This window comes from Pseudomonas sp. CBS (assembly GCF_024734645.1).
Lineage (GTDB): Bacteria > Pseudomonadota > Gammaproteobacteria > Pseudomonadales > Pseudomonadaceae > Aquipseudomonas.
In genome coordinates this window covers 6,431,759-6,453,752 of record NZ_CP102929.1, presented here as the reverse complement: position 1 = coordinate 6,453,752, position 21,994 = coordinate 6,431,759, and the positions used below count along the sequence as shown (strand labels likewise).

Here is a 21,994-nt window from a genome sequence, read left to right as displayed (position 1 = left end):
CCTCTTCAAAGCGCCAGTCTGGCACCCGCGTTACCGGCATTCAAACGTATTTATGGGTCAGGCCAACGCAGGATTCTCAGCACGGTAGTCCTCACACCGTCTGGATCGTTCATTTTCAGGATCACATCGCCATGCAGGTCAGCAAATCGAACAAGCTCGCCAACGTCTGCTACGACATTCGCGGCCCAGTGCTCAAGCACGCCAAACGCCTGGAAGAGGAAGGCCATCGCATCCTCAAGCTGAATATTGGCAACCCGGCACCCTTTGGTTTCGAAGCGCCGGACGAAATCCTCCAGGACGTGATCCGCAACCTGCCCACCGCCCAGGGCTACAGCGACTCCAAGGGCCTGTTCAGCGCGCGCAAGGCCGTCATGCAGTACTACCAGCAGAAGCAGGTTGAAGGTGTCGGCATCGAGGACATCTACCTGGGCAACGGCGTGTCCGAGCTGATCGTCATGTCCATGCAGGCCCTGCTCAACAATGGCGACGAAGTGCTGGTGCCGGCTCCCGACTACCCGCTGTGGACCGCCGCCGTCACCCTGGCCGGTGGCCATCCGGTGCATTACCTGTGTGACGAGGGCGCGGACTGGTTCCCGGACCTGGCTGACATCAAGGCCAAGATCACCCCGAATACCAAGGCCCTGGTGATCATCAACCCGAACAACCCCACCGGCGCCGTCTACTCCAAGGAAGTGCTGCTGGGCATGCTCGAACTGGCGCGCCAGCATAACCTGGTGGTGTTCTCCGACGAGATCTACGACAAGATTCTGTACGACGACGCCGTGCACATCTGCACCGCGTCCCTGGCCCCGGACCTGCTGTGCCTGACCTTCAATGGCCTGTCGAAATCCTACCGGGTGGCGGGTTTCCGTTCCGGCTGGATCGCGATTTCCGGTCCCAAGCACAATGCCCAGAGCTACATCGAAGGCATCGACATGCTGGCCAACATGCGCCTGTGTGCCAACGTGCCGAGCCAGCACGCGATCCAGACCGCATTGGGCGGCTACCAGAGCATCAACGACCTGGTGCTGCCACAAGGCCGCCTGCTGGAGCAGCGCAACCGCACCTGGGAGCTGCTGAACGCGATTCCGGGTGTCAGCTGCGTCAAGCCCATGGGCGCGCTGTATGCCTTCCCGCGGATCGACCCGAAAGTGTGCCCGATCCTCAATGACGAGAAGTTCGTGCTCGACCTGCTGCTGTCGGAAAAGCTGCTGGTGGTCCAGGGCACAGCGTTCAACTGGCCGTGGCCGGATCACTTCCGGGTGGTCACCTTGCCGCGGGTGGATGACCTGGAGATGGCCATCGGTCGTATCGGCAACTTCCTGAAGTCCTATCGCCAGTAATGGACATTGCGCTGTACGACCCGCCCATGGTCGTACAGCGATTATCTGGCAACACTTCTCTGCCTTGTGCAGGCCCCTCGCCGTTCACACGCACCGGTTACCCCCTCGGTCGAGCATCACCCTATAATTACAGGGCTGCAAGGTAATGGAGCGAGACTGCCGAGCTACCCCGGACCTCGGAAATTCCCTTCAAGGCTCTACATTCAGGCTGTAGGACACAGTTTGAAATAGTCCCTCGGTTGAATAGCCCCATGCTGCACCTTATATACCCCGCAGTACGCGACATATTTAGCATGAGGAGAATTCTACAACCATGATGCGCATTCTGCTGTTCTTGGCCACTAACCTGGCGGTCGTGCTGATTGCCAGCATCACGCTGAGCCTTTTTGGCTTCAATGGGATCATGGCGGCCAACGGGGTTGATCTGAACCTCAATCAGCTGCTGATCTTCTGTGCGGTCTTTGGTTTTGCCGGCTCGATATTCTCGCTGTTCATCTCCAAGTGGATGGCGAAGATGAGCACCAGCACCCAGATCATTACTCAGCCACGCACCCGGCATGAGCAATGGTTGCTGCAAACCGTCGAGCAACTGTCCCGCGAAGCCGGGATCAAGATGCCTGAAGTCGGGATCTTCCCGGCCTATGAAGCCAACGCCTTTGCCACCGGCTGGAACAAGAACGACGCTCTTGTGGCCGTCAGCCAGGGTTTGCTGGAGCGTTTCTCGCCCGACGAAATCAAGGCGGTGCTGGCCCACGAGATCGGCCACGTGGCCAACGGTGACATGGTCACCCTGGCGCTGGTTCAGGGCGTGGTGAACACCTTTGTCATGTTCTTTGCGCGGATCATCGGCAACTTCGTCGACAAGGTGATCTTCAAGAACGAACAGGGCCAGGGCATGGCCTACTACGTGGCGACCATTTTCGCCGAACTGGTACTGGGCTTCCTCGCCAGCTCGATCGTGATGTGGTTCTCGCGCAAACGGGAATTCCGTGCAGACGAAGCCGGCGCACGCCTGGCCGGTACCGGCGCAATGATCAGCGCCCTGCAACACCTGCGCTCCGAACAAGGCTTGCCGGTGCATATGCCGAACACCCTGACTGCCTTTGGCATCAACGGTGGCATCAAGCAAGGCATGGCTCGCATGTTCATGAGCCACCCGCCGCTGGAAGAGCGGATTGACGCACTGCGTCGTCGCGGCTGACAGCAAAAACAAGAAGGGGCGATTTGATCGCCCCTTTTTTGTGGGCGCGATTCAGCGCCTGGCTAACCGGTACGCCCGCTCTTCCAGGCGTGTGACGCCGTCCTGAACAAACTTCCAGCTCTGCCCCAGAATGTCCTGCTGCTCCAGTACCTCGGGGCTCCACTGCGCGCCAAGCAGCAGTTGCACTTCTTCATCGCTCACCGCAAACGGCGGGCCTGCCTTCTGCGCCTGTTCATAGTCGAGGGTGATCAACAGGCCGCGGCTGCCTTGCGCCAGGAGCCCGTTCAAGTGCGCGGCATACTGCTCCCGCATCAACGGAGGCAGGGCAATCAACGCTGCCCGGTCGTAAAGCGCCCGGCAATCAGCCACTGCGCCTGCATCCAGGGCGAAGAAATCCCCGCACCACAGCTCAATGGCACCCGCCTGGTAGACCTTGAAGGCACCGCGCTGACTGATCTGCGGCGTCAGTTCCTGCTCGCTGAAAAACTCCTCAACGGCCTTTTCCGACAGCTCGACCCCCATCACCCGATGCCCAACGCTCGCCAGCCACACCAGGTCCAGGCTCTTGCCACACAACGGCACCAGCACCTGCGCCCCGCTCGCCACACCCAGGCCGGGCCAGTGGCGCAGCAGGTAAGGATTCACCTCGGGCAGATGGAAGCCCGTCTGATTGCGTGCCCAACGCTCATGCCAAAATCCAGGCTCCATAATTCACCCTAAAACTTGATCAAATAGCGCTAAAACTTATATTAGATTTAGATCAATGATCTGATTGAAGATGGTCCCATCTTAACCCTCAGGACCCGATCATGCTCCCCAGCCTGTTTATCTCCCACGGTTCACCGATGCTTGCCCTGCAACCCGGTGCCAGCGGCCCGGCACTCAAGCGCCTGGCCGCCGAGTTGCCACGGCCCAAGGCCATTGTGGTGGTCTCGGCACACTGGGAAAGCCAGGGCCTGCTGGTGACCGGCAGCGCCGCGCCCGAGACCTGGCACGACTTCGGCGGCTTCCCGCGGGAATTGTTCGCCGTACAGTACCCGGCGCCCGGCGACCCGGCATTGGCCGCCGAGATTGTCCAATTGCTCAAGGCTGACGGCCTGGAGGCGCACATTGATGACCAGCGCCCCTTCGACCACGGCACCTGGGTACCCCTGTCGCTGATGTACCCGGCTGCCGATATTCCGGTGGTGCAGGTATCGCTGCCAAGCCGCATGGGCCCTGCCCTGCAAACCCGTGTCGGTCATGCACTGGCGAGCCTGCGGGAACAAGGCGTGCTGCTGATCGGCTCCGGCAGCATTACCCATAACCTCGGTGAACTGGACTGGCATGCCGGGCCGGAGAGCATCGAGCCCTGGGCGCGGGATTTTCGCGATTGGGTGGTCAGCAAGCTGGCGGCCAACGATGAAGCCGCCCTGCACGACTATCGCCGTCAGGCACCCCATGCCGTGCGCAGCCACCCCAGCGATGAGCATTTGCTGCCGCTGTATTTCGCCCGGGGCGCCGGCGGTGAATTCAGCGCAGCCCACCAAGGCTTCACCATGGGCGCGCTGGGCATGGATATTTATCGTTTCGCTTAATCGCAGGCATAAAAAATCCCCGAACCAGTCGGGGATTTTTTATGTTCGATCAATCAGCCCAAGGGCGGATCAATCTTCGCGGTAGCGACGCAGCTTCAACTGCTTACCGGCAACGCGAGTGTCCTTCAGCTTGGTCAGGAGTTTCTCCAGACCATCTTCCGGCAGCTCCACCAGGGAGAAGCTGTCACGCACCTGGATGCGACCGATCGCTTCACGTGCCAGGCCACCCTCGTTGAGGATAGCGCCCAGCAGGTTCTTGGCAGCGATGCCATCACGCGCGCCCAGCGCGGTACGGCAGCGAGCACGGCCTTCAGCCAATGGAACCGGAGCACGACGCTCGCGATCACCACGGTCTGGACGGTCGCCAGTACGTTCTGGACGATCACCGCGCGGAGCGTTGTTCGGCACCAGTGGACGTTCTTTCTCGATGGCCGCCAGGGTCAGGGCCTGACCGTTGGTAGCCTTGCGCAGCAGGGCTGCAGCCAGGGCACGCGGGGTGCAACCGATATCGGCAGTCAGGCGGTCCAGCAGGTCGCCGTGGGTCGATTCAGCGTCAGCCACCAGCGGCGACAGGCTGTTGGTCAGTTTCTTGATGCGGGCATCGAGAACGGCCTGGGCATCCGGCAGGCGGACTTCGGCAACTTTCTGACCGGTTACACGCTCGATCACTTGCAGCATGCGGCGCTCACGTGGAGTCACCAGCAGCAATGCACGACCTTCGCGACCGGCACGGCCGGTACGGCCGATACGGTGAACGTAGGACTCTGGATCGTAAGGCATGTCAACGTTGAACACGTGAGTGATACGTGGAACGTCGAGGCCACGAGCGGCAACGTCGGTCGCCACAACGATGTCCAGACGGCCATCCTTGAGGGAGTCGATGACGCGCTCACGTTGGTTCTGGGCAATGTCACCGTTCAGCGCAGCGGCTTTGTAGCCTTTGGCTTCCAGGGCACTGGCCAGGTCCAGGGTGGCTTGCTTGGTGCGCACGAACATGATCAGAGCGTCGAAGTCTTCGACTTCCAGCAGGCTCAATACAGCCGAGGTCTTCTGGTCAGCGTGAACCAACAGGTGAGCCTGTTCGATCGCGGTAACGGTCTGAGTCTTGGTCTGGATCTTCACGTGTTGCGGATCGCGCAGGTGGCGTTCGGCAATGGCACGGATCGACTGTGGCAGGGTGGCCGAGAACAGTACGGTCTGACGGGTGGCTGGCAGCGCCTTGAAGATGACTTCCAGGTCGTCCATGAAGCCCAGCTTGAGCATTTCGTCAGCTTCGTCCAGAACCAGGTGGTTCACGGTCGACAGTACTTTTTCGTCGCGACGCAGGTGGTCGCACAGACGGCCCGGAGTGGCGACAACGATCTGTGCGCCGTTACGGATTGCTTTCAGTTGTGGGCCCATAGGCGCGCCGCCGTAAACGGCCACAACGGTAACGCCCGGCATTTGCTTGGCGTAGGTTTCGAAAGCGGTTGCTACTTGCAGCGCCAACTCACGGGTTGGCGCCAGGATCAGGGCTTGCGGCTCGCGCTTGGCAGGATCGATGCAGTGCAGGATTGGCAGGGCGAACGCGGCGGTTTTACCGGTACCGGTTTGCGCTTGGCCAATCATGTCTTGGCCGGCCATGATGATCGGGATCGATTGCTGCTGAATAGCCGAAGGTTCTTCGTAGCCAGTCGCGATGACGGCAGCAAGAATATTCGGGTTAAGATTAAAAGCGGCGAAGCCGCCGGTTTCCTGGGTCATGGGTCTGCCTCTAAGTGCATCCGCAAAGACCCATGCTCCAAAGCTGCGCATGCCGTGTTGAGACTCAAGAGTCGCCCTGGCTGCTTTGTCGGCGGGGATTTGCGAAAACGAATGAATGAAAAAGATTCGTCAAGGAAGAGTCCGCTGTGCGGACGTGCAGCCGAAGCTGACTTCGGGGAATTGCGCTACCTAAACGCGGCCCGGTTAAAGGCCGGCGCGCACTATACCGGAAATCGCTGAAAAAGGGAGCTTTTTTTATCGGAAACCACAGGTGAACGGCTCTGCATCAAAGGCTTTGCGCATTGCGGTGAGCGGGTCTATTTTTCAAAGGCCCGGCCCTGTTGGTCATGACGCTTAAACGGTTCACCTTTAACAGCGGGCCCTTCGGTCCGAAACCTCCCTTTGCGCCCGAGGGCACACCCCATGAACCAAGCCAGCAGCAGCCGCGTCAGCCGTGAACAGCAGGGCCATATCCTGTTGTTGGGTCTGGATCGCGTGGCCAAGCGCAATGCGTTCGACCTGGAATTGCTCAATGAGCTGAGCCTGGCGTATGGCGAATTTGATCGCAATGAGGAGGCGCGGGTGGCCATTGTCTTCGGGCATGGCGATCATTTTACCGCCGGGTTGGACCTGGCCAATGTCGGTCCAACGATGGCACAAGGCTGGCAACCGCCTCTGGGTGGTTGTGATCCCTGGGGAGTTTTCGCGGGGCCCCGGGTGAGTAAGCCGGTGATTGTTGCGGCTCAGGGGTACTGCCTGACCATTGGTATCGAGTTGATGCTGGCGGCGGATATCAATCTGTGTGCCAGCAATACCCGCTTTGCGCAGATGGAGGTGCAGCGTGGGATCTTTCCTTTTGGAGGGGCGACGTTACGTTTTCATCAGATCGCTGGGTGGGGGAATGCTATGCGCTGGTTGCTCACCGGGGATGAGTTTGATGCTCATGAAGCGCTGCGGTTGGGGTTGGTGCAGGAGGTGATGGCCAGCGAGGATTTGTTGCCTCGGGCGGTGGTGCTGGCGAACCGCATAGCCCAGCAGGCGCCGCTGGGGGTGCAGGCCACGCTGATGTCAGCGCGCCAGGCACGGATCGAGGGGGAGACCGCGGCGGCGGCCGGGTTGCCCGTTTTGGTGGAGAAATTGCTGAATAGTGAGGATGCCAAGGAAGGTGTACGGGCGATGGTCGAGAAGCGGCCTGGGGTTTTTAAAGGCTGTTGATTTTTTGGGGGGGCTTGGGGCGGGGTACATATCCGTTATTTAGGTAACGGCCACTATGGGTTCCGCTCTTACAGCGGCTCACTTTTGAAGAGCGCAAAAGTAAGCAAAACGCTCTTGCCCCACCACTCGGCACCTCGCCTAGGCTCGGTGTGCCCTCACTCCGGCTTTGGACCGTGGGCCGCCGCGATGGGCCATCCTTGGCCCAGCGCGGCTAACCCGGCGTCCTGCCGGGTTACCCACGCTCCAAAGCCTGCGTTCGGCCAGCGTGGTTTAACGGGGCGCCTAAGATCAAGATCAAAAGCAGATCAAAAGCACAGCGGCCTCCCGGCCGGCTTGAGTGTTAAAAGCAAAATCAAAAGCTAAAGCGTACACGGTCCAAAAAATGTGGGAGCGGGCTTGCTCGCGAAGGTCGTTAACGATGACGCGGGCATTCTGGATGAACGCGGCGCTCTCAGGTTTTTCGCGAGCAAGCCCGCTCCCACAGAAGAGCAGAGCCACCCCGACCGTAGCAGCTGTCGAGCGCCAGCGAGGCTGCGTGCCTTTGATCTTGATCTGCTTTTGATCTTGATCTGCGGGCCCCGTTAACCACGATGGCCGCAAGCAGGCACGGTGGAGCGGGTAAATCGGCAGGGATGCCGATTTAGCCGCGCCGGGCCATGGATGGCCCGTCGCGGCGGCCCGCGGAACCGGGCCGGAGTGCGGGCATGCCGAGCCTAGGCGAGGCACCGAGTGGTGGGGCAAAGACCTTTTGGTTACTTTTGGGGCGTTTGCCAAAAGTGACCCGCTGTAAGAGCGGAACCATAAGTAGCCGTTACCGCAGCAACGGATATGTACACCCCCCTTACGTAGCCGGCCGAATCGCCTTAATCAGCGACTGCAACGAATACCCCAACCGCGACGCCAACCCCTCAGCCCGCGCAGACACCGCAGCCAGATCAAGCTCCTGATCCAGGTCCGCCGGCACCAAAAGAATCACATTCCCCTCCTTCACCGGCAGCTCCCAATAATGCCGGTGATACAACCCACGCAACAACGCCGCCCCCAACGGCTTGCCGTCATCCGTAGCCCACTGATTAATCACCAACCACCCACCCGGATTCAGCTTCTTCTGGCAGTTCTCCAAAAACGTCCAAGCCAGATGCCCAACACCCGGGCCAACATCCGTATACAGGTCGACAAAAATCAGATCCGCCGACTCAGCGGAAGGCAGCAATTCCAAAGCATCCCCAACGCGGATATACAGCCGAGGATCATCATCCAGCCCCAAGTACTCAATGGCCAGACGCGGCACATCAGGCCGCAACTCGATGGCCTCAACATCTTCCAAAGGCAAAAACTTCAGACAAGCCTGGGTCAACGTCCCAGCGCCCAAGCCCAGGAACAACGCACTCTCCGGCTGCTCATGACACAACGCACCAATCAGCATCGCCCGGGTGTAATCGTATTCCAACCAACTCGGGTCAGCGGTAAACACGCAACTCTGCTCGATGGCATCGCCGAATTCGAGAAAGCGGTAATCGGCCACTTCCAGCACGCGGATCATGCCGAAGTCATCATGGACCTCGGCCAGCAGGCGCTCGACGCGCTCCTCAGACATTGCAACTCCTAACGCAGGGCCAACAGGAAAGGCGGGATTGTGGGCGAACCGGCAGCAGCAGGTCACGTACTAATTGCTGATAACATGACGGCCCGACCGCAAATCACTCGAGTTCATGATGAGCCAACCCTGGAGCCCCGACAGCTGGCGCGCCCTGCCGATCCAGCAACAACCCCAGTACCCTGACGCTGCGCACCTGTCGCAGGTCGAGCAGAACCTGGCGAGTTATCCGCCGCTGGTGTTTGCCGGTGAGGCCCGTGAATTGCGCCGTCAGTTTGCCGAGGTAACCCAGGGGCGTGCCTTCCTGTTGCAAGGCGGCGATTGCGCCGAGAGTTTTGCCGAGTTTTCGGCGGCAAAAATTCGCGACACCTTCAAGGTGCTGCTGCAGATGGCGATTGTGATGACCTTCGCCGCCGGTTGCCCGGTGGTCAAGGTCGGACGCATGGCTGGCCAGTTCGCCAAGCCGCGCTCTTCCAACGATGAAACCATCGACGGCATCACCCTGCCCGCCTACCGCGGCGATATCGTCAACGGCATCGGTTTCGACGAAAAAAGCCGCGTGCCGGACCCGGACCGCCTGCTGCAGTCCTACCACCAGTCCACCGCCACCTTGAACCTGCTGCGGGCCTTTGCCCAGGGCGGGTTTGCCGACCTGCACCAGGTGCACAAGTGGAACCTGGACTTCATTGCCAACTCCGCCCTGGCCGAGAAGTACAGCCAACTGGCCGACCGCATCGATGAAACCCTGGCGTTCATGCGTGCCTGTGGCATGGACAGCTCGCCGCAACTGCGCGAGACCAGTTTCTTCACCGCCCACGAGGCGCTGCTGCTCAACTACGAACAAGCCTTCGTGCGCCGCGACAGCCTGACCAACGACTATTACGACTGCTCGGCCCACATGCTGTGGATCGGTGATCGCACCCGCCAGCTGGACGGTGCCCACGTCGAATTCCTGCGCGGGGTGAACAACCCGATCGGGGTCAAGGTCGGCCCGAGCATGAATCCCGATGACCTGATCCGCTTGATCGACATCCTCAACCCGGACAATGACCCGGGCCGCCTGAACCTGATTGTGCGCATGGGTGCGAACAAGGTCGGTGACCATCTGCCGAACCTGATCCGCGCCGTGCAGCGCGAAGGCAAGCAGGTGCTGTGGAGTTCCGACCCGATGCACGGCAACACCATCAAGGCCAGCAGCGGCTACAAGACCCGGGACTTCGCGCAGATCCTCAGCGAAGTGAAGGAGTTTTTCCAGGTGCATGAAGCCGAAGGCACGTATGCCGGCGGGATTCATATCGAGATGACCGGGCAGAATGTCACCGAGTGCATTGGCGGCGCGCGGCCGATTACCGAAGACGGGCTGTCGGACCGCTATCACACCCACTGCGACCCACGGATGAATGCCGATCAGTCGCTGGAATTGGCGTTCCTGATCGCCGAGACGCTAAAACAGGTCAAGCGCTAAGAGCGCCACCCGCAACCGTGCCGCACTGGCCCGCTGGCAATTGAGCTGGATCTGCTCAAGCCCGAGCCAGTCGGCCATCTGCCGCAGATTCAGGGCCAGCGCCTGCATGCCCTCCTCGTCCAGCCCCGGCTCTTCCTCGTGAACTGCATGCACCGCCAGGCGTCCGGCCGCCCGCTCCGCGCGTAGATCCACCCGCGCGGCGATCCGCTCGTTGTGCAGGAACGGCAACACGTAATAGCCAAACACCCGCTTGTCCTGAGGCGTGTAGATCTCCAGCCGATAGCGAAAATCGAACAACCGCTCGGTACGGCTGCGCTCCCAGATCAGTGAATCGAACGGCGATAACAATGCGCTGGCGGGCACCTTACGCGGGACTTTTGGCTCGGGCAGGCAATAAGCCGGCTGTTTCCAGCCCTGGACCTCGCACGCGATCAGTTGCCCGTCCTCGACCAGTTCCGCCAGACGCCCACGGCTGTCGGCCGGGTCGAGGCGGAAGTAGTCCCGCAGGTCTTTTTCGGTGCCCACACCCAACGCCGTGGCGCTGTGCAGCAGCAAGCCGCGCTGCGCTTCAGCCTCGTCCAACGGGGTTTGCTGGAGGATGTCGGCCGGGATCACACGCTCCGGCAAGTCATACAAACGCTCAAAACCACGCCGCCCGGCGACGGTCACCTGGCCGGCGGCGAACAGCCATTCCAGCGCATGCTTTTCATCGCTCCAGTCCCACCAGGGGCCGGCGCGTTCCTCGCGGGTCGACAAACTGCCCGCACCCAAGGCGCCTTGCTGCTCAACGATGCTCAGCACCCGCGCGATGGTGGCCTGCTGCTCGCGACCAAACCGCGCCATTTGCTGATAGATGCCCTGCCCCTGGGCCGCCCGCGCCATGCGCCAGCGCATCAGCGGGTACAGCGCCATCGGCAACAAAGAAGCCTCATGCCCCCAATACTCGAACAGCGAACGGCGCCGCCCCGAACTCCAGGCGGCCTGTTCAAGAATCAATGGAGCGTAGTTACCCAGCCGGGAAAACAGCGGCAGGTAGTGCGAGCGCACCACCGCATTCACCGAATCAATCTGCAACACGCCCAAACGCTCAACCAGGCGATTGACCTGTGCGGCCTTGATCAATGCCGGCGGCTGGCGCCCGGAAAAACCTTGGGCAGCCAGCGCCAGGCGTCGCGCCTGCTTGAGGGAAAAGGATAACTCTGCGGGCATGTGACTCTCCTTGTGTGCTCGCGAACCACCCTACTGCATCACGCGTCATTTTCGCAGCGGATCTTCCCAAAAGTGCCGGCGGCTTTCCTGCTCGACATCGCCACGGTTGAGCCCGATATCCTTGAGCGCATCATCGCTCATGCCCATCAACAGTTGGCGCTCACGGTGCACGGCCAGCCACCGGGAACCCAGTTGAAGCAGCCCGGAAAACGGCCGCTTCGCCATCAGAACAAAGCCTCTTTGACCTTTCATCATCTCGCCCTCCAGTGGGGATGACTGAAGTCTGTGCCTGGGGCTATGATCAATCCAACGAATGTTTCTTATGCAATACATCTCGGAGATTGATCGATTGTCCAGCTACCCGAGTATCGACACTGAAGTGCTGCGCACCTTCGTCGCCATCGCCGATCAGGGTGGTTTCACCCGCGCCGGCGAGCAGGTCAACCGCACACAGTCGGCGGTGAGCATGCAGATGAAACGCCTGGAAGAAGATGTGTTGCAGCGCAAGTTGTTCGAGCGCGATGGCCGCCAGGTACGGCTGACGCCGGAAGGCCAGGTGCTATTGGGCTATGCCCGCAGGATCCTGAAGTTGCACAGCGAGGTGTTCAACACCCTGCGCGAGCCGCACATGGTCGGGCTGGTGCGCATCGGCACACCCGACGATTACGTGATGCGCTACTTGCCGGGGATTCTCAAGCGCTTCTCCAAGGCTTACCCGCTGATCCAGATTGAAATGCACTGCGAGTCGTCGCCGATATTGATGCAGCGCCGGGACCTGGCCCTGACGGTCATCAGTCGCGAACCCGGAAATGAGATGGGCGAGCTGCTGCGTAATGAGCGGATGGTCTGGGTGGCCGCCCCGTGTTTCTGCCTGGACGATCACAGCGCCCTGCCCTTGGCGATTTCCGGCATGGACAGCTTCTGCACCCAATGGACCCGCGCTGCACTTGATGCCATTGGCCGTGATTATCGCCTGGCGTACCACAGCTCCAACGGCGCGGCGATCCAGGCAGTGGTCGGCGCGGGCCTGGCGGTCACCGTCAGCATGGAGAGCCTGGTGACCGAAGACTTGCGGGTGCTGGGCAGTGAAGAAGGTTTCCCACCGCTGCCGTCGGTCAATCTGCGGCTGTTGCGCAATCCCGGGATGACGTCGCCGATTACCGAATGCCTCGCCGAATACATCCTCGAAGGCTTCAAACTTTAAAGGTCAGCATCACCGCGCAAACGGCCAGGAACCCGCAGAACAGCCCGCGCAACATACGCTCCGGCATGGCGTGGGCAACTTTCACGCCCCAACTGATGCTGAGCAGGCCGCCGACGGCCAGTGGTACACCGATGACCCAGTCCACTTCATGGTGCCAGGCGTAGGTCACCAAGGTCACGCTGGTACTCGGCAAGGCCAGGGCCAGCGACAGCCCTTGAGCGACCACCTGGCTGGTGCCGAAAATGCTGGTCAGCACAGGCGTGGCCACCACCGCGCCGCCCACGCCGAATAAGCCGCCCATGGACCCGGATGCTGCACCCAATACCCCCAGCCATGGCCAGGAATAGCGCATCTGCGCCGAAGGCGGTGCGTTGTGGGTAAACATTCGCAGCAAGTTGTAGGACGCCAATACCAGCAGAAAGGCGATAAACCCCACACGCATCACGTCAGCATCGATCCCCACCGCCCAGATCGAACCCAGCCAGGCGAAGGAAAATCCCATCACGCCCAGCGGCAATGCATGGCGCAGTTCGATCCGGTTGCGCTGGTGATAACGCCACAACGCGAGCATCACATTCGGCACCACCATCACCAGGGCCGTGCCTTGAGCGATCTGTTGGTCCAGGCCGAAGAACACGCCCAACACTGGAATCGCAATCAGCCCACCGCCGATGCCAAACAAGCCGCCGACAGTGCCCAACGCGACACCCAGTGCCAAATACAAGGCTAAATCTGCCACCACTTCGCTCCCGCCATTCCCGAACCTTGCATGCTACGCAGTCCGCCCTGGCGCGGAAACGCACAGCAACGCACAATGGCTGTGCCAACTTCGCATAAGCAGCCGCTGATGAACCCTAATACGCTGACCGACCAACTGAGCCTGTTTCTGGATGTACTGGAAGCGGGCAGCTTTTCCGCAGCCGCACGTCGTCATCCGCTCACGCCCTCGGCGGTGGCGCGGCGTATCGACAGCCTGGAAAGCTCGGTGGGCAGCCGGCTGTTCCAACGCAGCACCCATGCGGTGGTGCCAACACCCGCCGGCCTGGCGTTTGCCGAGCGCGCCCGCCGGATCGTCAGCGAGCTGCAACTGGCGCGGGCCGAAGCGGTGTCGCTGAGCCATGCGCCTGAAGGGTTGATCCGCGTGGACGCGCCGGCCGCCTTCGGTCGGCGGCACCTGGCACCTGCCATCGCCGACTTTCTCAACGTTTATCCAGGCCTGGACGTGCACCTGCACTTGATCGACAGCTTTGTCGACATGCAGGGCGAGCATTTGGGCAAGGTCGACCTGGTGCTGCGGGCCGGGCATATCGTCGACACCCGGCTGATCGCCACGCCCCTGGCCAGCATCGTGCGCATCGCCTGCGCCAGCCCGGCCTACCTCAAAAGCCGTGGCACACCGACTCATCCCAGCCAATTGAACGAACACGACGGCCTGGACTGGGAAGGCCTGGCACCGATGTTCGCCTGGCGTTTTGAGTTGGACGGGCGCAAGGCCACCTACCGCCCGCAACGCATTCGCATGAGCGCCAACAACGCCGAAGCCCTGCTTTCAGGCGCCCTGGCGGGGTTGGGCATTGCGCACCTGCCCACCTGGCTCGCCAGCGAATACCTGGTGCGCGGCGAACTGGTGCCACTGTTCTGCGAGAACGGCTTGCCGACACCTGAAACCGCCGGAATCTACGCCCTGCGCCTGGAGCAACACGCCAACGCCCGCAGCCGGTTATTGCTGGAGTACCTCAAGGCGCGCTTCAGCCCGGTGCCGCCGTGGGATCTTGCGCTGCAAAGCGCCTTCGGCTGACCGAGCGGACAGAATTGTCTGGCGCGTTAAAGATTTGCCCGCTAGATTCGAAACCAGACACGTTTTAAGGCACTGCCATGACCAAGCCCCTCGATACCTGCGAATCCTTGCTGCTCGACAACCAACTGTGTTTTGCCCTGCATTCCACCTCGTTGTTGATGACCAAGGTCTACAAACCCCTGCTGCAAGCCCTCGGCCTGACCTATCCGCAGTACCTGGCCATGATGGTGCTCTGGGAAGAGGATGGATTGACCGTAGGCGAAATCAGCAATCGCCTGCTGACGGATCCCGGCTCCCTGACCCCGCTGCTCAAGCGCCTGGAAGCCGAAGGCCTGCTCAGTCGCACCCGCAGCCGTGAAGACGAGCGTGTGGTGGTGGTTGAGTTGACCGATGCCGGGCGTGCCCTGCGAGACAAGGCGATGGATATACCACAGTGCATTCTGGGCGCCAGCGGGCTGGACATCGAACAACTGCGCAAGCTGCAGGGCGATTTGCTGGTGCTGCGAAAAAACCTGCAAGTCTCCCTCTAACGGCACCACGCATCAAAAAATGTGGGAGCGGGCTTGCTCGCGAATGCGGTGCGACAGTCACTAGATGCATTGACTGATCCACTGCATTCGCGAGCAAGCCCGCTCCCACATTTGCTTGTGCTGTGCCCCGCCATCGAGCCAGGCAAAATATTTTATAAATTTATATTGCGCACTAACTATTAGCGCGATACATTCACTTCGCCACTTACTTAGCGCGCAAATAATTAGCGCAAATACTTACGAGGAAATCACCATGCAAACTCTCTATACCGCAGTAGCCACCGCCACCGGCGGGCGTGATGGTCGCGCTGTTTCCAGCGACAACATCCTCGATGTAAAACTCTCCACGCCAAAAGAGCTGGGCGGCGCGGGTGGCCAGGCCACCAACCCGGAACAACTGTTCGCCGCCGGCTACTCCGCCTGCTTTATCGGGGCACTGAAATTCGTCGCCAGCCAGACCAAACGCAAAATCCCGGATGACGCTTCGATCACTGCCCACGTCGGCATCGGCCAAATCCCCGGCGGTTTCGGCCTGGACATCGACCTGCACGTCAGCCTGCCCGGCCTGGCCCAGGACGAAGCACAAAGCCTGGTCGACGCGGCCCACCAGGTCTGCCCGTACTCCAACGCCACCCGTGACAACGTCGATGTGCGCCTGCACGTGACCGTCTAACCCCACGCGGTTTTTTGGAGAAGAATATGAACACATTTGGCAAAGTACTCACCGGCACCCTGCTCGCTTTCTCGATCACCAATGCCTTTGCGGCCGGCGGTGACGTGGAGCACAACACCCAGGCGTTCCTGGATGCACTGAACGCCGGCACCGGCAAACCGATGGAGCAACTGACGCCCAAAGAAGCGCGCGCCGTGCTGACAGGTGCCCAGTCGGGAGTAAAACTGACGCTGCCCAAGGCCGACGTCAGCCAGAAGACCATTCAGGTCGATGGCCAGCCGCTGAGCCTGACCATCGTGCGTCCGGCCGGGGTCGAGGGCACATTGCCGGTGTTCATGTTCTTCCACGGCGGTGGCTGGGTGCTCGGGGATTTCCCGACCCACGAGCGGCTGGTGCGTGACCTGGTGGTGGGGTCGGGAGCGGCGGCGGTATTCGTCAACTACACGCCATCCCCTGAAGCCCACTACCCGGTGGCGATCAACCAGGCGTACGGCGCAACGAAGTGGGTGGCCGAACACGGCAGCGAGATCAACGTCGATGGCAATCGCCTGGCCGTCGCCGGCAACAGCGTCGGCGGCAACATGGCGGCAGTCGTCAGCCTGATGTCCAAAGACAAAGGCACACCGAAGATCAAGTTCCAACTGCTGTTGTGGCCGGTGACCGATGCAAACTTCGACACAGGCTCCTACAACCAGTTTGCCGAAGGCCACTTCCTGACCCGAAACATGATGAAGTGGTTCTGGGACAACTACACCACCGATGCCAGCCAGCGCGCCGAGATCTATGCGTCGCCACTGCGGGCCACCACTGCACAGCTCAAGGGTTTGCCACCTGCGTTGATTCAGACCGCAGGCTCGGACGTGCTGCGTGACGAAGGCGAAGCCTATGCCCGCAAGCTGGATGAAGCCGGTGTACCGGTGACCGCCGTGCGCTACAACGGCATGATCCATGACTACGGTTTGCTGAACGTCGTCAGCCAAGTACCGGAGGTTCGTTCGGCGCTGCTGCAGGCGTCCGAGGAACTGAAGCAACACCTGAAGTAAAAACTGGCACCCACAAAAAAGCCCGACGCATGGTCGGGCTTTTTTTATCGTACCGGTGGCGCAAGAATTACTTCTTGGCGCGACCTTTGTACGAACCACCTTCACGGGTGTCGATCTCGATCAGGTCGTCGATTTCGATGAAATCGGCTACTTGCAGTTCGGTACCGTTAGCCAGCTTGGCAGGCTTCATCACCTTGCCCGAAGTGTCGCCGCGAGCGGAACCTTCGGTGTAGGCAACCTTACGCACGATAGTGGTCGGCAGCTCTACGGAAACCAGACGGTCTTCGAAGAATATAGCTTCGCAGACGTCTTCCATGCCTTCTTCCACGAACGGCAGAACGGCTTCGATGTCTTCAGCGTTCAGCTCGTACATGGTGTAGTCGGTGGTGTCCATGAACGTGTAGGTGTCGCCGCTGATGAAGGACAGGGTCGCTTCTTTGCGGTCGAGGATCACGTCGTCCAGTTTGTCATCGGCGCTGTAGACGATCTCGGTCTTGTAACCGGTCAGCAGGTTCTTCAGCTTGGTCTTCATGATTGCGCTGTTACGACCAGACTTGGTGAACTCAGCTTTCTGAACCAGCCAAGGGTCGTTTTCGAGACGGATCACTGTACCGGGTTTCAGTTCTTTACCAGTTTTCATTGCGAATATCCGAAATTTGGATGGGATTTACAAAAATCAAGGTCGCGTATCATATCCAATTTACATAAAACTGTACCAGCGCCGTCGCAAGATCGGTCCGCGAGCCTTGTTCCAGAGCCCATTCCTCGGCATTCGCGGTCACTTCCGGCCAGTGTTCCAGCAGCATTTTCCAGCTATGTGCCATATCGCCATCAGCGTTCCAGGCTTGCCAAAGGCTGACCAACGCGGTTTTCGCGGCGGGTGACAGGCCATTGGTATACAGCTCGAGGAAGGCATCGAGTTTGTCCAGGTGAATGTCTTCGTCCTGGCGATAGATGTGCCACAACAACGGCCGACCCGCCCATTGCGCCCGCACAAACGAGTCTTCACCGCGTACGGCATTGAAATCGCAACACCACAACAGGCGGTCGTATTGCTCCTGGCGCACGAATGGCAGCACTTGCACCGTCAGGGCTTCGCGCTGGAGCACATCGCCGACGCTCAACGACTCGACACCCAGCCAGCGCTGCACGTCACCGAGAATTCGCCCTTCGGGCACCAGCAGATGAGTGGTGCGTCCATCGGCCGCCAGCACGTCGAGCCAACTGGCCAGCCCGGCGTTTTCATAGGCGAACAACGACATCAGGCGCGCACCGGCTGCCGGGAAAACCCCGAGCGCCTGCAAAAAGTGTTGCCGGGCGATGGCATCTTGCTGGAAGGCATCGCGCTGTTCCAGCAGCCCGTCCTCGCGCAGCAAACCGCCGGTACCGGGACGGAACCCCGGAAAGAAGAAGTACTTTTGCACGCCTTTGAATTTCACCGATGGCAGACCGTGACAGCCGACCACCCAGTCCTCGGCGCTCAGGTAATCCAGGTTCATCCACAGCGGCGTGCGTTCGCGCGCGGCCATCGCTTCCATATAGTCCGGCGGCAGTTGACAGGCGAATGCAGCGATCACCACGTCTGCCGCCTCGGTCGCCGGCCAGTCGGAAGGCCAGTAGCGCACGTCCACGCCCTCTCGCCACTGCTGGTTCACCTGCACGTCAATCTCGGGGCACATGCGTTCGAACGCCCGCAGGTCATCAACCCACAGGCGCACCGCACAACCGTGTTCCTCCACCAATTGCCGGGCCAGGCGCCAGGTCACGCCGATGTCGCCGTAGTTATCGACGACGCTGCAAAAAATATCCCAGCGGGCTTTCATTCCGGGCTCCAACGCTCAAAGGCTCGATTGTCCGTATAAATGCCTCGATTGCGAAGGGTTGATCGCGATTATTCTGCGCTTGGCTGTGGGACAATCGGCGCCATGCCGCACGTGCCCGCCAGGAGGCCATCATGTCTGATCGTTCGTTCTCGCTGTTCAAACTCAGTATCGCTGTGGCCTTCGGCCTGTGGCTGGGGTTTATCGCCATTGTGCTGAGCCTGTGGCTGGCGTCCCGCTACCTGCCTGAGCAAACCGTAGCCCCAGTGGCCCGAGTGGTGCAGCAACTGGGCAAGCCGGAAGTGGTTGCACCGGAGCCGCCGAACCGGATGTTCGAGCAGTACCAGGAGAACCTGCGCAAGCAGGAGCAACAGCAGACCCTGGACCAGGCTCGCAACAACCCGCGCAACCTGTCCAACCCCAAATGCCAGTTCTGGCTGCAACAGGACCAGAACGCGCCCAACGACAAGAGCCGGGCCAACGTCCTGCAATTTTGCGATTGATCACGAAAGCCGCCCATGAATAAGCACGCCGTTCACCAACTGGTCCTGGACAAGCTCGCGGTCGATCTCGATATCGCCCAGCGCGCCGCGCAAACCGCGTATGAAACCGCGACCCACGAAGAAAACATCGCCGAGAACAAGTACGACACCCTGGGGCTGGAGGCGTCCTACCTGGCCGCCGGCCAGGCCCGGCGCGTCGAGGAGATCAAGCAGGCGCTGACGCTCTGCCAGAACATGCAACTGCGTGCCTACGATGATCAGCGCGGGATCGAGGTGGGCGCATTGCTGGGCCTGGTGGATGAAAACGATCGCCAGCAGTGGCTATTCCTGGCACCGGACGGCGCAGGGTTGAAGGTCGATGTGGTGGGGCAACCGGTGACCGTCATCACCCCACGCTCGCCCCTGGGCAAAAGCCTGCTGGGCAAGTTCGAAGGGGATGAGGTGGAGATCCTGGTGGGGGGCGCTCGGCAACAGTTTGCTGTTACCGAGGTCAAGTAAGCCGATCAGTGAACCGGCAGTTCAACGCCGTCGAACAGCTCTTCCAGTTCCTGCTTGTTGTGGCACTGGATGGCCTTGGCCATCACTTCGCGCGTCAGGTGCGGCGCGAACTTCTCGATGAAGTCGCACATAAAACCCCGCAGGAAGGTGCCGCGACGGAAACCGATCTTGGTCACGCTGGACTCGAACAGTTCGCTGGCATCGAGCACCACCAGGTCGTTGTCGAGCTTGGTGTCGACCGCCATCTTGGCGACGATACCGACGCCCAGGCCCAGGCGCACATAAGTCTTGATGACGTCGGCGTCGGCCGCGGTGAACACCACTTTCGGCGTCAGGCCACGATGGCTGAAGGCTTCGTCGAGTTTTGAACGGCCGGTAAAACCGAACACGTAAGTCACGATCGGGTACTCAGCCAGGGCTTCCAGGGTCAGCTTAGGCAGCTTGGCCAATGGGTGACCTTGAGGCACTACCACGCAGCGGTTCCAGCGGTAGCACGGCATCATCACCAGGTCGCCGAACAACTCCAGGGCTTCGGTGGCAATCGCGAAATCGACGGTGCCGTCAGCGGCCATCTCGGCGATCTGCATCGGCGAACCCTGGTGCATGTGCAAGGCCACGTCCGGGTACTGCTTGATAAAGCTGCTGATCACCGGCGGCAGCGCATAACGTGCCTGGGTGTGGGTGGTGGCGATCGACAGGGTGCCTTTCTTCTCGTTGGAGAATTCCTGGGCGATCTGCTTGATGCTTTCGACCTTGCGCAGGATCTCGCCGGCGGTGGTGATGATGCGCTCACCGGCCGGGGTGACGCGGGTCAGGTGCTTGCCGCTGCGTGCGAACACTTCAACGCCCAACTCATCTTCGAGCAGGCGGATCTGCTTGCTGATACCGGGTTGCGAGGTGTAAAGGCTTTGAGCAGTAGCGGAAACGTTGAGGTCGTGGTGCGCCACTTCCCAGATGTAGCGCAGTTGTTGAAGCTTCATATGTGTCCCTCAAAGCGGATAGACGCCACGGGTATCAGCGACGGTATATAACTATATTAAAGGTTAGACTTATAAATCTAGAACTTTTTATCGTTTTTCTACCCATCACACATCATCACTGCGGCGGCGCTGTAAAAGTGGCACCAGGTACACCGGCACCTGAGACAGCTGCAGCACCCGTGCAGCGGTTCTTCCCAGGGGGGTCGCCACACCGACCGCCTGGCTGTGACTACCTACGATCAACAAATCCACAGAGAGTTTCTGCGACTGGTCGAGAATCACTTCACAGGGGTCGCCCTGGATCACCCGCACTGAACGGATCAACTTGAGGTCCTGCTCCCCTTCCCCCAGTTCCTCGCGAAAACTGTCGAGCACCCGTTGCTCGATGGTCGCCATCACTGTCGTCAGACCCTGGCTTTGCCATTCACTCAAGGCCTTCTCATCAAGGTAGCTCTGCAACACGGATTCGGCGAACAGCCCGATGGGCTCGACCACGTGAATCACATACAGATCGGCCTTGAACGTTCGCGCCAGCGCCAGGGCATGTTGCATCACATAAGGTGCATATAGACCGAGGTCAGTGGCGTACAGCATCGAACGAATCATAGAACCTCCTGGGTAGCCAGGATGGCGGGGATTGATTCAGCTTAGCAGCGCCTTTGGCAGTGCTCAGCCCTCGGTCTGAATTTTCAACTCGTTACTGATGCCGTGGGGGACGTGCCCGGTGGCCACGAACTCCCGGGCCTTCTCGCAATGCCCTTCCTGGTCATCGAAAAACACATCGGCGGCAAAGGCCTCAAGGAACGCCGACTTCTCCAGGCCACCGAGAAACAGCGACTCGTCGAGACGGATATCCCATTCCCGCAGCGTGCGAATCACCCGCTCGTGGGACGGCGCCGAACGGGCGGTGACCAGCGCGGTGCGGATCGGGCAGGACTCGTCCGGGAACTCGCGCTGCAACAAGTTGAGCGCCGCCAGGAAGCCCTTGAACGGTCCGCCGCGTAACGGCTCGCGGGCCGACTCCCGCTCGCTGGCCTGGAAGGCTTCAAGACCTCCCGACTGATAGACGCGCTCGGACTCGTCGGAAAACAGCACCGCGTCGCCATCAAAGGCAATCCGCAACTCGGCGCTGGAGGCCCGACGTGCACCGCCCGACAGAATCGTCGCTGCGGCAAACCCGGCATCCAGGGCGCTGCGCACATCCTCGGCATGGGTGGACAGAAAGAGGTGGCAACCAAACGCCGCCAGATAAGGATAAGGACTGCGCCCGCCGACAAACGCGGCGCGGGAGATATCCAGCCCGTAATGCTGGATCGAATTGAACACCCGCAGGCCGGTGTCGGCACTGTTGCGCGACACCAGCACCACCTCGACCCGGGCACGGCCGAGGCTGGCGTTGAGGCTCAGGAGTTTCTTCACCAGCGGGAAGGCGTCGCCGGGCTCGAGGATTTCATCCTCGTGGTCGATCTGGTACTTGCGATAGGTCTCGACCCCTTGGGCCAGGTAGACCTTGTGGCTTTCGCTCAGGTCGAACAGCGCCCGCGAGGAAATCGCCAGCACCAGTTTGTCGCCCAATCCCTTTGCCATGGTGTTCC

General features: G+C 60.6%; 23 protein-coding genes. 12 read left to right on the top strand and 11 right to left on the bottom strand.

Features of this window, described 5'->3' with window-relative positions:
• Positions 1–131 precede the first annotated feature (131 nt).
• Together NVB75_RS29445 and htpX are read left to right on the top strand one after the other, a co-directional pair.
• Positions 132–1,343, top strand: coding sequence for a pyridoxal phosphate-dependent aminotransferase (locus tag NVB75_RS29445; protein ID WP_063032067.1), 1,212 nt, complete (start codon positions 132–134; stop codon positions 1,341–1,343).
• A 313-nt stretch (positions 1,344–1,656) separates the two neighbouring features.
• Complete coding sequence (htpX, locus tag NVB75_RS29440) at positions 1,657–2,544, top strand: protease HtpX (RefSeq protein ID WP_076017354.1); 888 nt, start codon at positions 1,657–1,659, stop codon at positions 2,542–2,544.
• A 51-nt stretch (positions 2,545–2,595) separates the two neighbouring features.
• Here the strand turns inward: htpX and NVB75_RS29435 are convergent, their stop codons facing one another.
• Positions 2,596–3,252 (bottom strand): thiopurine S-methyltransferase, encoded by a 657-nt coding sequence (locus NVB75_RS29435; RefSeq protein WP_258344530.1) that lies wholly within the window; start codon positions 3,250–3,252, stop codon positions 2,596–2,598.
• Positions 3,253–3,353: 101 nt separating this feature from the next.
• Here NVB75_RS29435 and NVB75_RS29430 point away from each other — a divergent pair, with 101 nt between their 5' ends.
• Positions 3,354–4,121, top strand: coding sequence for a class III extradiol ring-cleavage dioxygenase (locus NVB75_RS29430; RefSeq protein ID WP_258344529.1), 768 nt, complete (start codon positions 3,354–3,356; stop codon positions 4,119–4,121).
• 69 nt (positions 4,122–4,190) lie between these two features.
• Here NVB75_RS29430 and NVB75_RS29425 read toward each other — a convergent pair whose 3' ends face one another.
• On the bottom strand, positions 4,191–5,864 hold the full coding sequence (locus NVB75_RS29425; protein WP_003209050.1) for a DEAD/DEAH box helicase: 1,674 nt from the start codon (positions 5,862–5,864) through the stop codon (positions 4,191–4,193).
• 423 nt (positions 5,865–6,287) lie between these two features.
• Here NVB75_RS29425 and NVB75_RS29420 point away from each other — a divergent pair, with 423 nt between their 5' ends.
• Positions 6,288–7,079 (top strand): crotonase/enoyl-CoA hydratase family protein, encoded by a 792-nt coding sequence (locus NVB75_RS29420; RefSeq protein ID WP_017479951.1) that lies wholly within the window; start codon positions 6,288–6,290, stop codon positions 7,077–7,079.
• Between the two features lie 841 nt (positions 7,080–7,920).
• Here NVB75_RS29420 and NVB75_RS29415 read toward each other — a convergent pair.
• Positions 7,921–8,676 carry a spermidine synthase gene (locus NVB75_RS29415; RefSeq protein WP_063032076.1) on the bottom strand — a complete coding sequence of 252 codons (756 nt, stop codon included), beginning with the start codon at positions 8,674–8,676 and terminating at the stop codon, positions 7,921–7,923.
• A gap of 118 nt (positions 8,677–8,794) precedes the next feature.
• Here NVB75_RS29415 and NVB75_RS29410 point away from each other — a divergent pair, with 118 nt between their 5' ends.
• The gene (locus NVB75_RS29410) at positions 8,795–10,141 is read left to right on the top strand and encodes a class II 3-deoxy-7-phosphoheptulonate synthase (RefSeq protein WP_258344528.1); all 1,347 of its coding nucleotides are present in this window, start codon (positions 8,795–8,797) and stop codon (positions 10,139–10,141) included.
• Here the strand turns inward: NVB75_RS29410 and NVB75_RS29405 are convergent.
• Positions 10,121–11,350, bottom strand: a complete 1,230-nt coding sequence (locus tag NVB75_RS29405) for a winged helix-turn-helix domain-containing protein (protein WP_258344527.1) — start codon at positions 11,348–11,350, stop codon at positions 10,121–10,123. The two genes, NVB75_RS29410 and NVB75_RS29405, sit on opposite strands and share 21 nt — an antisense overlap.
• A gap of 45 nt (positions 11,351–11,395) precedes the next feature.
• Positions 11,396–11,602, bottom strand: coding sequence for a DUF1127 domain-containing protein (locus NVB75_RS29400; protein ID WP_173860412.1), 207 nt, complete (start codon positions 11,600–11,602; stop codon positions 11,396–11,398).
• 70 nt (positions 11,603–11,672) lie between these two features.
• On the opposite strand from NVB75_RS29400, the gene NVB75_RS29395 reads away from it, so the two are divergent.
• Positions 11,673–12,554: a LysR family transcriptional regulator gene (locus NVB75_RS29395; RefSeq protein ID WP_017477379.1), complete on the top strand. Its 882-nt coding sequence runs from the start codon at positions 11,673–11,675 to the stop codon at positions 12,552–12,554.
• Here the strand turns inward: NVB75_RS29395 and NVB75_RS29390 are convergent.
• On the bottom strand, positions 12,544–13,293 hold the full coding sequence (locus NVB75_RS29390; RefSeq protein WP_076017415.1) for a sulfite exporter TauE/SafE family protein: 750 nt from the start codon (positions 13,291–13,293) through the stop codon (positions 12,544–12,546). The genes NVB75_RS29395 and NVB75_RS29390 overlap by 11 nt on opposite strands.
• A gap of 108 nt (positions 13,294–13,401) precedes the next feature.
• Between NVB75_RS29390 and NVB75_RS29385 the strand changes: the two genes are divergently transcribed.
• From NVB75_RS29385 to NVB75_RS29370, 4 genes are all read left to right on the top strand, one after another.
• Entirely contained in the window at positions 13,402–14,352 is a 951-nt protein-coding gene (locus tag NVB75_RS29385) for a LysR family transcriptional regulator (protein ID WP_076017344.1), read from the top strand.
• Between the two features lie 77 nt (positions 14,353–14,429).
• Positions 14,430–14,882, top strand: a complete 453-nt coding sequence (locus NVB75_RS29380; RefSeq protein ID WP_258344526.1) for a MarR family winged helix-turn-helix transcriptional regulator — start codon at positions 14,430–14,432, stop codon at positions 14,880–14,882.
• 253 nt (positions 14,883–15,135) lie between these two features.
• Positions 15,136–15,555: an organic hydroperoxide resistance protein gene (locus tag NVB75_RS29375; protein ID WP_258344525.1), complete on the top strand. Its 420-nt coding sequence runs from the start codon at positions 15,136–15,138 to the stop codon at positions 15,553–15,555.
• A 26-nt stretch (positions 15,556–15,581) separates the two neighbouring features.
• The gene (locus NVB75_RS29370; RefSeq protein WP_258344524.1) at positions 15,582–16,598 is read left to right on the top strand and encodes an alpha/beta hydrolase; all 1,017 of its coding nucleotides are present in this window, start codon (positions 15,582–15,584) and stop codon (positions 16,596–16,598) included.
• Positions 16,599–16,665: 67 nt separating this feature from the next.
• On the opposite strand, the gene NVB75_RS29365 is transcribed toward NVB75_RS29370, so the two are convergent.
• Complete coding sequence (locus NVB75_RS29365; RefSeq protein WP_003218698.1) at positions 16,666–17,238, bottom strand: elongation factor P; 573 nt, start codon at positions 17,236–17,238, stop codon at positions 16,666–16,668.
• Between the two features lie 49 nt (positions 17,239–17,287).
• Positions 17,288–18,421 (bottom strand): elongation factor P maturation arginine rhamnosyltransferase EarP, encoded by a 1,134-nt coding sequence (gene earP, locus NVB75_RS29360; protein ID WP_258344523.1) that lies wholly within the window; start codon positions 18,419–18,421, stop codon positions 17,288–17,290.
• A gap of 131 nt (positions 18,422–18,552) precedes the next feature.
• Between earP and NVB75_RS29355 the strand changes: the two genes are divergently transcribed.
• Both NVB75_RS29355 and NVB75_RS29350 read left to right on the top strand, forming a co-directional pair.
• Entirely contained in the window at positions 18,553–18,921 is a 369-nt protein-coding gene (locus NVB75_RS29355; protein ID WP_017477373.1) for a hypothetical protein, read from the top strand.
• A gap of 15 nt (positions 18,922–18,936) precedes the next feature.
• Complete coding sequence (locus NVB75_RS29350; RefSeq protein WP_177026766.1) at positions 18,937–19,419, top strand: GreA/GreB family elongation factor; 483 nt, start codon at positions 18,937–18,939, stop codon at positions 19,417–19,419.
• 5 nt (positions 19,420–19,424) lie between these two features.
• Here the strand turns inward: NVB75_RS29350 and cysB are convergent, their stop codons facing one another.
• The 3 genes from cysB to NVB75_RS29335 form a co-directional block, all read right to left on the bottom strand.
• Complete coding sequence (gene cysB, locus NVB75_RS29345; protein ID WP_003218707.1) at positions 19,425–20,399, bottom strand: HTH-type transcriptional regulator CysB; 975 nt, start codon at positions 20,397–20,399, stop codon at positions 19,425–19,427.
• Positions 20,400–20,504: 105 nt separating this feature from the next.
• Positions 20,505–21,005, bottom strand: a complete 501-nt coding sequence (locus NVB75_RS29340; RefSeq protein ID WP_017477371.1) for a universal stress protein — start codon at positions 21,003–21,005, stop codon at positions 20,505–20,507.
• A gap of 63 nt (positions 21,006–21,068) precedes the next feature.
• Complete coding sequence (locus tag NVB75_RS29335; protein WP_063032090.1) at positions 21,069–21,986, bottom strand: 5'-nucleotidase; 918 nt, start codon at positions 21,984–21,986, stop codon at positions 21,069–21,071.
• Between the last annotated feature and the right edge of the window lie 8 nt (positions 21,987–21,994).

Excerpts from the sequence above, each read along its gene's own strand:
- NVB75_RS29355 (WP_017477373.1), top strand. The coding sequence starts at position 18,553 with ATGTCTGATCGTTCGTTCTCGCTGTTCAAACTCAGTATCGCTGTGGCC.
- NVB75_RS29395 (WP_017477379.1), top strand. The coding sequence starts at position 11,673 with ATGCAATACATCTCGGAGATTGATCGATTGTCCAGCTACCCGAGTATC.
- NVB75_RS29425 (WP_003209050.1), bottom strand. The coding sequence starts at position 5,864 with ATGACCCAGGAAACCGGCGGCTTCGCCGCTTTTAATCTTAACCCGAAT.
- NVB75_RS29365 (WP_003218698.1), bottom strand. The coding sequence starts at position 17,238 with ATGAAAACTGGTAAAGAACTGAAACCCGGTACAGTGATCCGTCTCGAA.
- NVB75_RS29415 (WP_063032076.1), bottom strand. The coding sequence starts at position 8,676 with ATGTCTGAGGAGCGCGTCGAGCGCCTGCTGGCCGAGGTCCATGATGAC.
- NVB75_RS29410 (WP_258344528.1), top strand. The coding sequence starts at position 8,795 with ATGAGCCAACCCTGGAGCCCCGACAGCTGGCGCGCCCTGCCGATCCAG.
- NVB75_RS29350 (WP_177026766.1), top strand. The coding sequence starts at position 18,937 with ATGAATAAGCACGCCGTTCACCAACTGGTCCTGGACAAGCTCGCGGTC.
- NVB75_RS29385 (WP_076017344.1), top strand. The coding sequence starts at position 13,402 with ATGAACCCTAATACGCTGACCGACCAACTGAGCCTGTTTCTGGATGTA.
- NVB75_RS29335 (WP_063032090.1), bottom strand. The coding sequence starts at position 21,986 with ATGGCAAAGGGATTGGGCGACAAACTGGTGCTGGCGATTTCCTCGCGG.
- NVB75_RS29420 (WP_017479951.1), top strand. The coding sequence starts at position 6,288 with ATGAACCAAGCCAGCAGCAGCCGCGTCAGCCGTGAACAGCAGGGCCAT.
- NVB75_RS29435 (WP_258344530.1), bottom strand. The coding sequence starts at position 3,252 with ATGGAGCCTGGATTTTGGCATGAGCGTTGGGCACGCAATCAGACGGGC.
- NVB75_RS29370 (WP_258344524.1), top strand. The coding sequence starts at position 15,582 with ATGAACACATTTGGCAAAGTACTCACCGGCACCCTGCTCGCTTTCTCG.
- NVB75_RS29445 (WP_063032067.1), top strand. The coding sequence starts at position 132 with ATGCAGGTCAGCAAATCGAACAAGCTCGCCAACGTCTGCTACGACATT.
- NVB75_RS29375 (WP_258344525.1), top strand. The coding sequence starts at position 15,136 with ATGCAAACTCTCTATACCGCAGTAGCCACCGCCACCGGCGGGCGTGAT.
- earP (WP_258344523.1), bottom strand. The coding sequence starts at position 18,421 with ATGAAAGCCCGCTGGGATATTTTTTGCAGCGTCGTCGATAACTACGGC.
- htpX (WP_076017354.1), top strand. The coding sequence starts at position 1,657 with ATGATGCGCATTCTGCTGTTCTTGGCCACTAACCTGGCGGTCGTGCTG.
- NVB75_RS29400 (WP_173860412.1), bottom strand. The coding sequence starts at position 11,602 with ATGAAAGGTCAAAGAGGCTTTGTTCTGATGGCGAAGCGGCCGTTTTCC.
- NVB75_RS29430 (WP_258344529.1), top strand. The coding sequence starts at position 3,354 with ATGCTCCCCAGCCTGTTTATCTCCCACGGTTCACCGATGCTTGCCCTG.
- NVB75_RS29380 (WP_258344526.1), top strand. The coding sequence starts at position 14,430 with ATGACCAAGCCCCTCGATACCTGCGAATCCTTGCTGCTCGACAACCAA.
- NVB75_RS29405 (WP_258344527.1), bottom strand. The coding sequence starts at position 11,350 with ATGCCCGCAGAGTTATCCTTTTCCCTCAAGCAGGCGCGACGCCTGGCG.
- NVB75_RS29340 (WP_017477371.1), bottom strand. The coding sequence starts at position 21,005 with ATGATTCGTTCGATGCTGTACGCCACTGACCTCGGTCTATATGCACCT.
- cysB (WP_003218707.1), bottom strand. The coding sequence starts at position 20,399 with ATGAAGCTTCAACAACTGCGCTACATCTGGGAAGTGGCGCACCACGAC.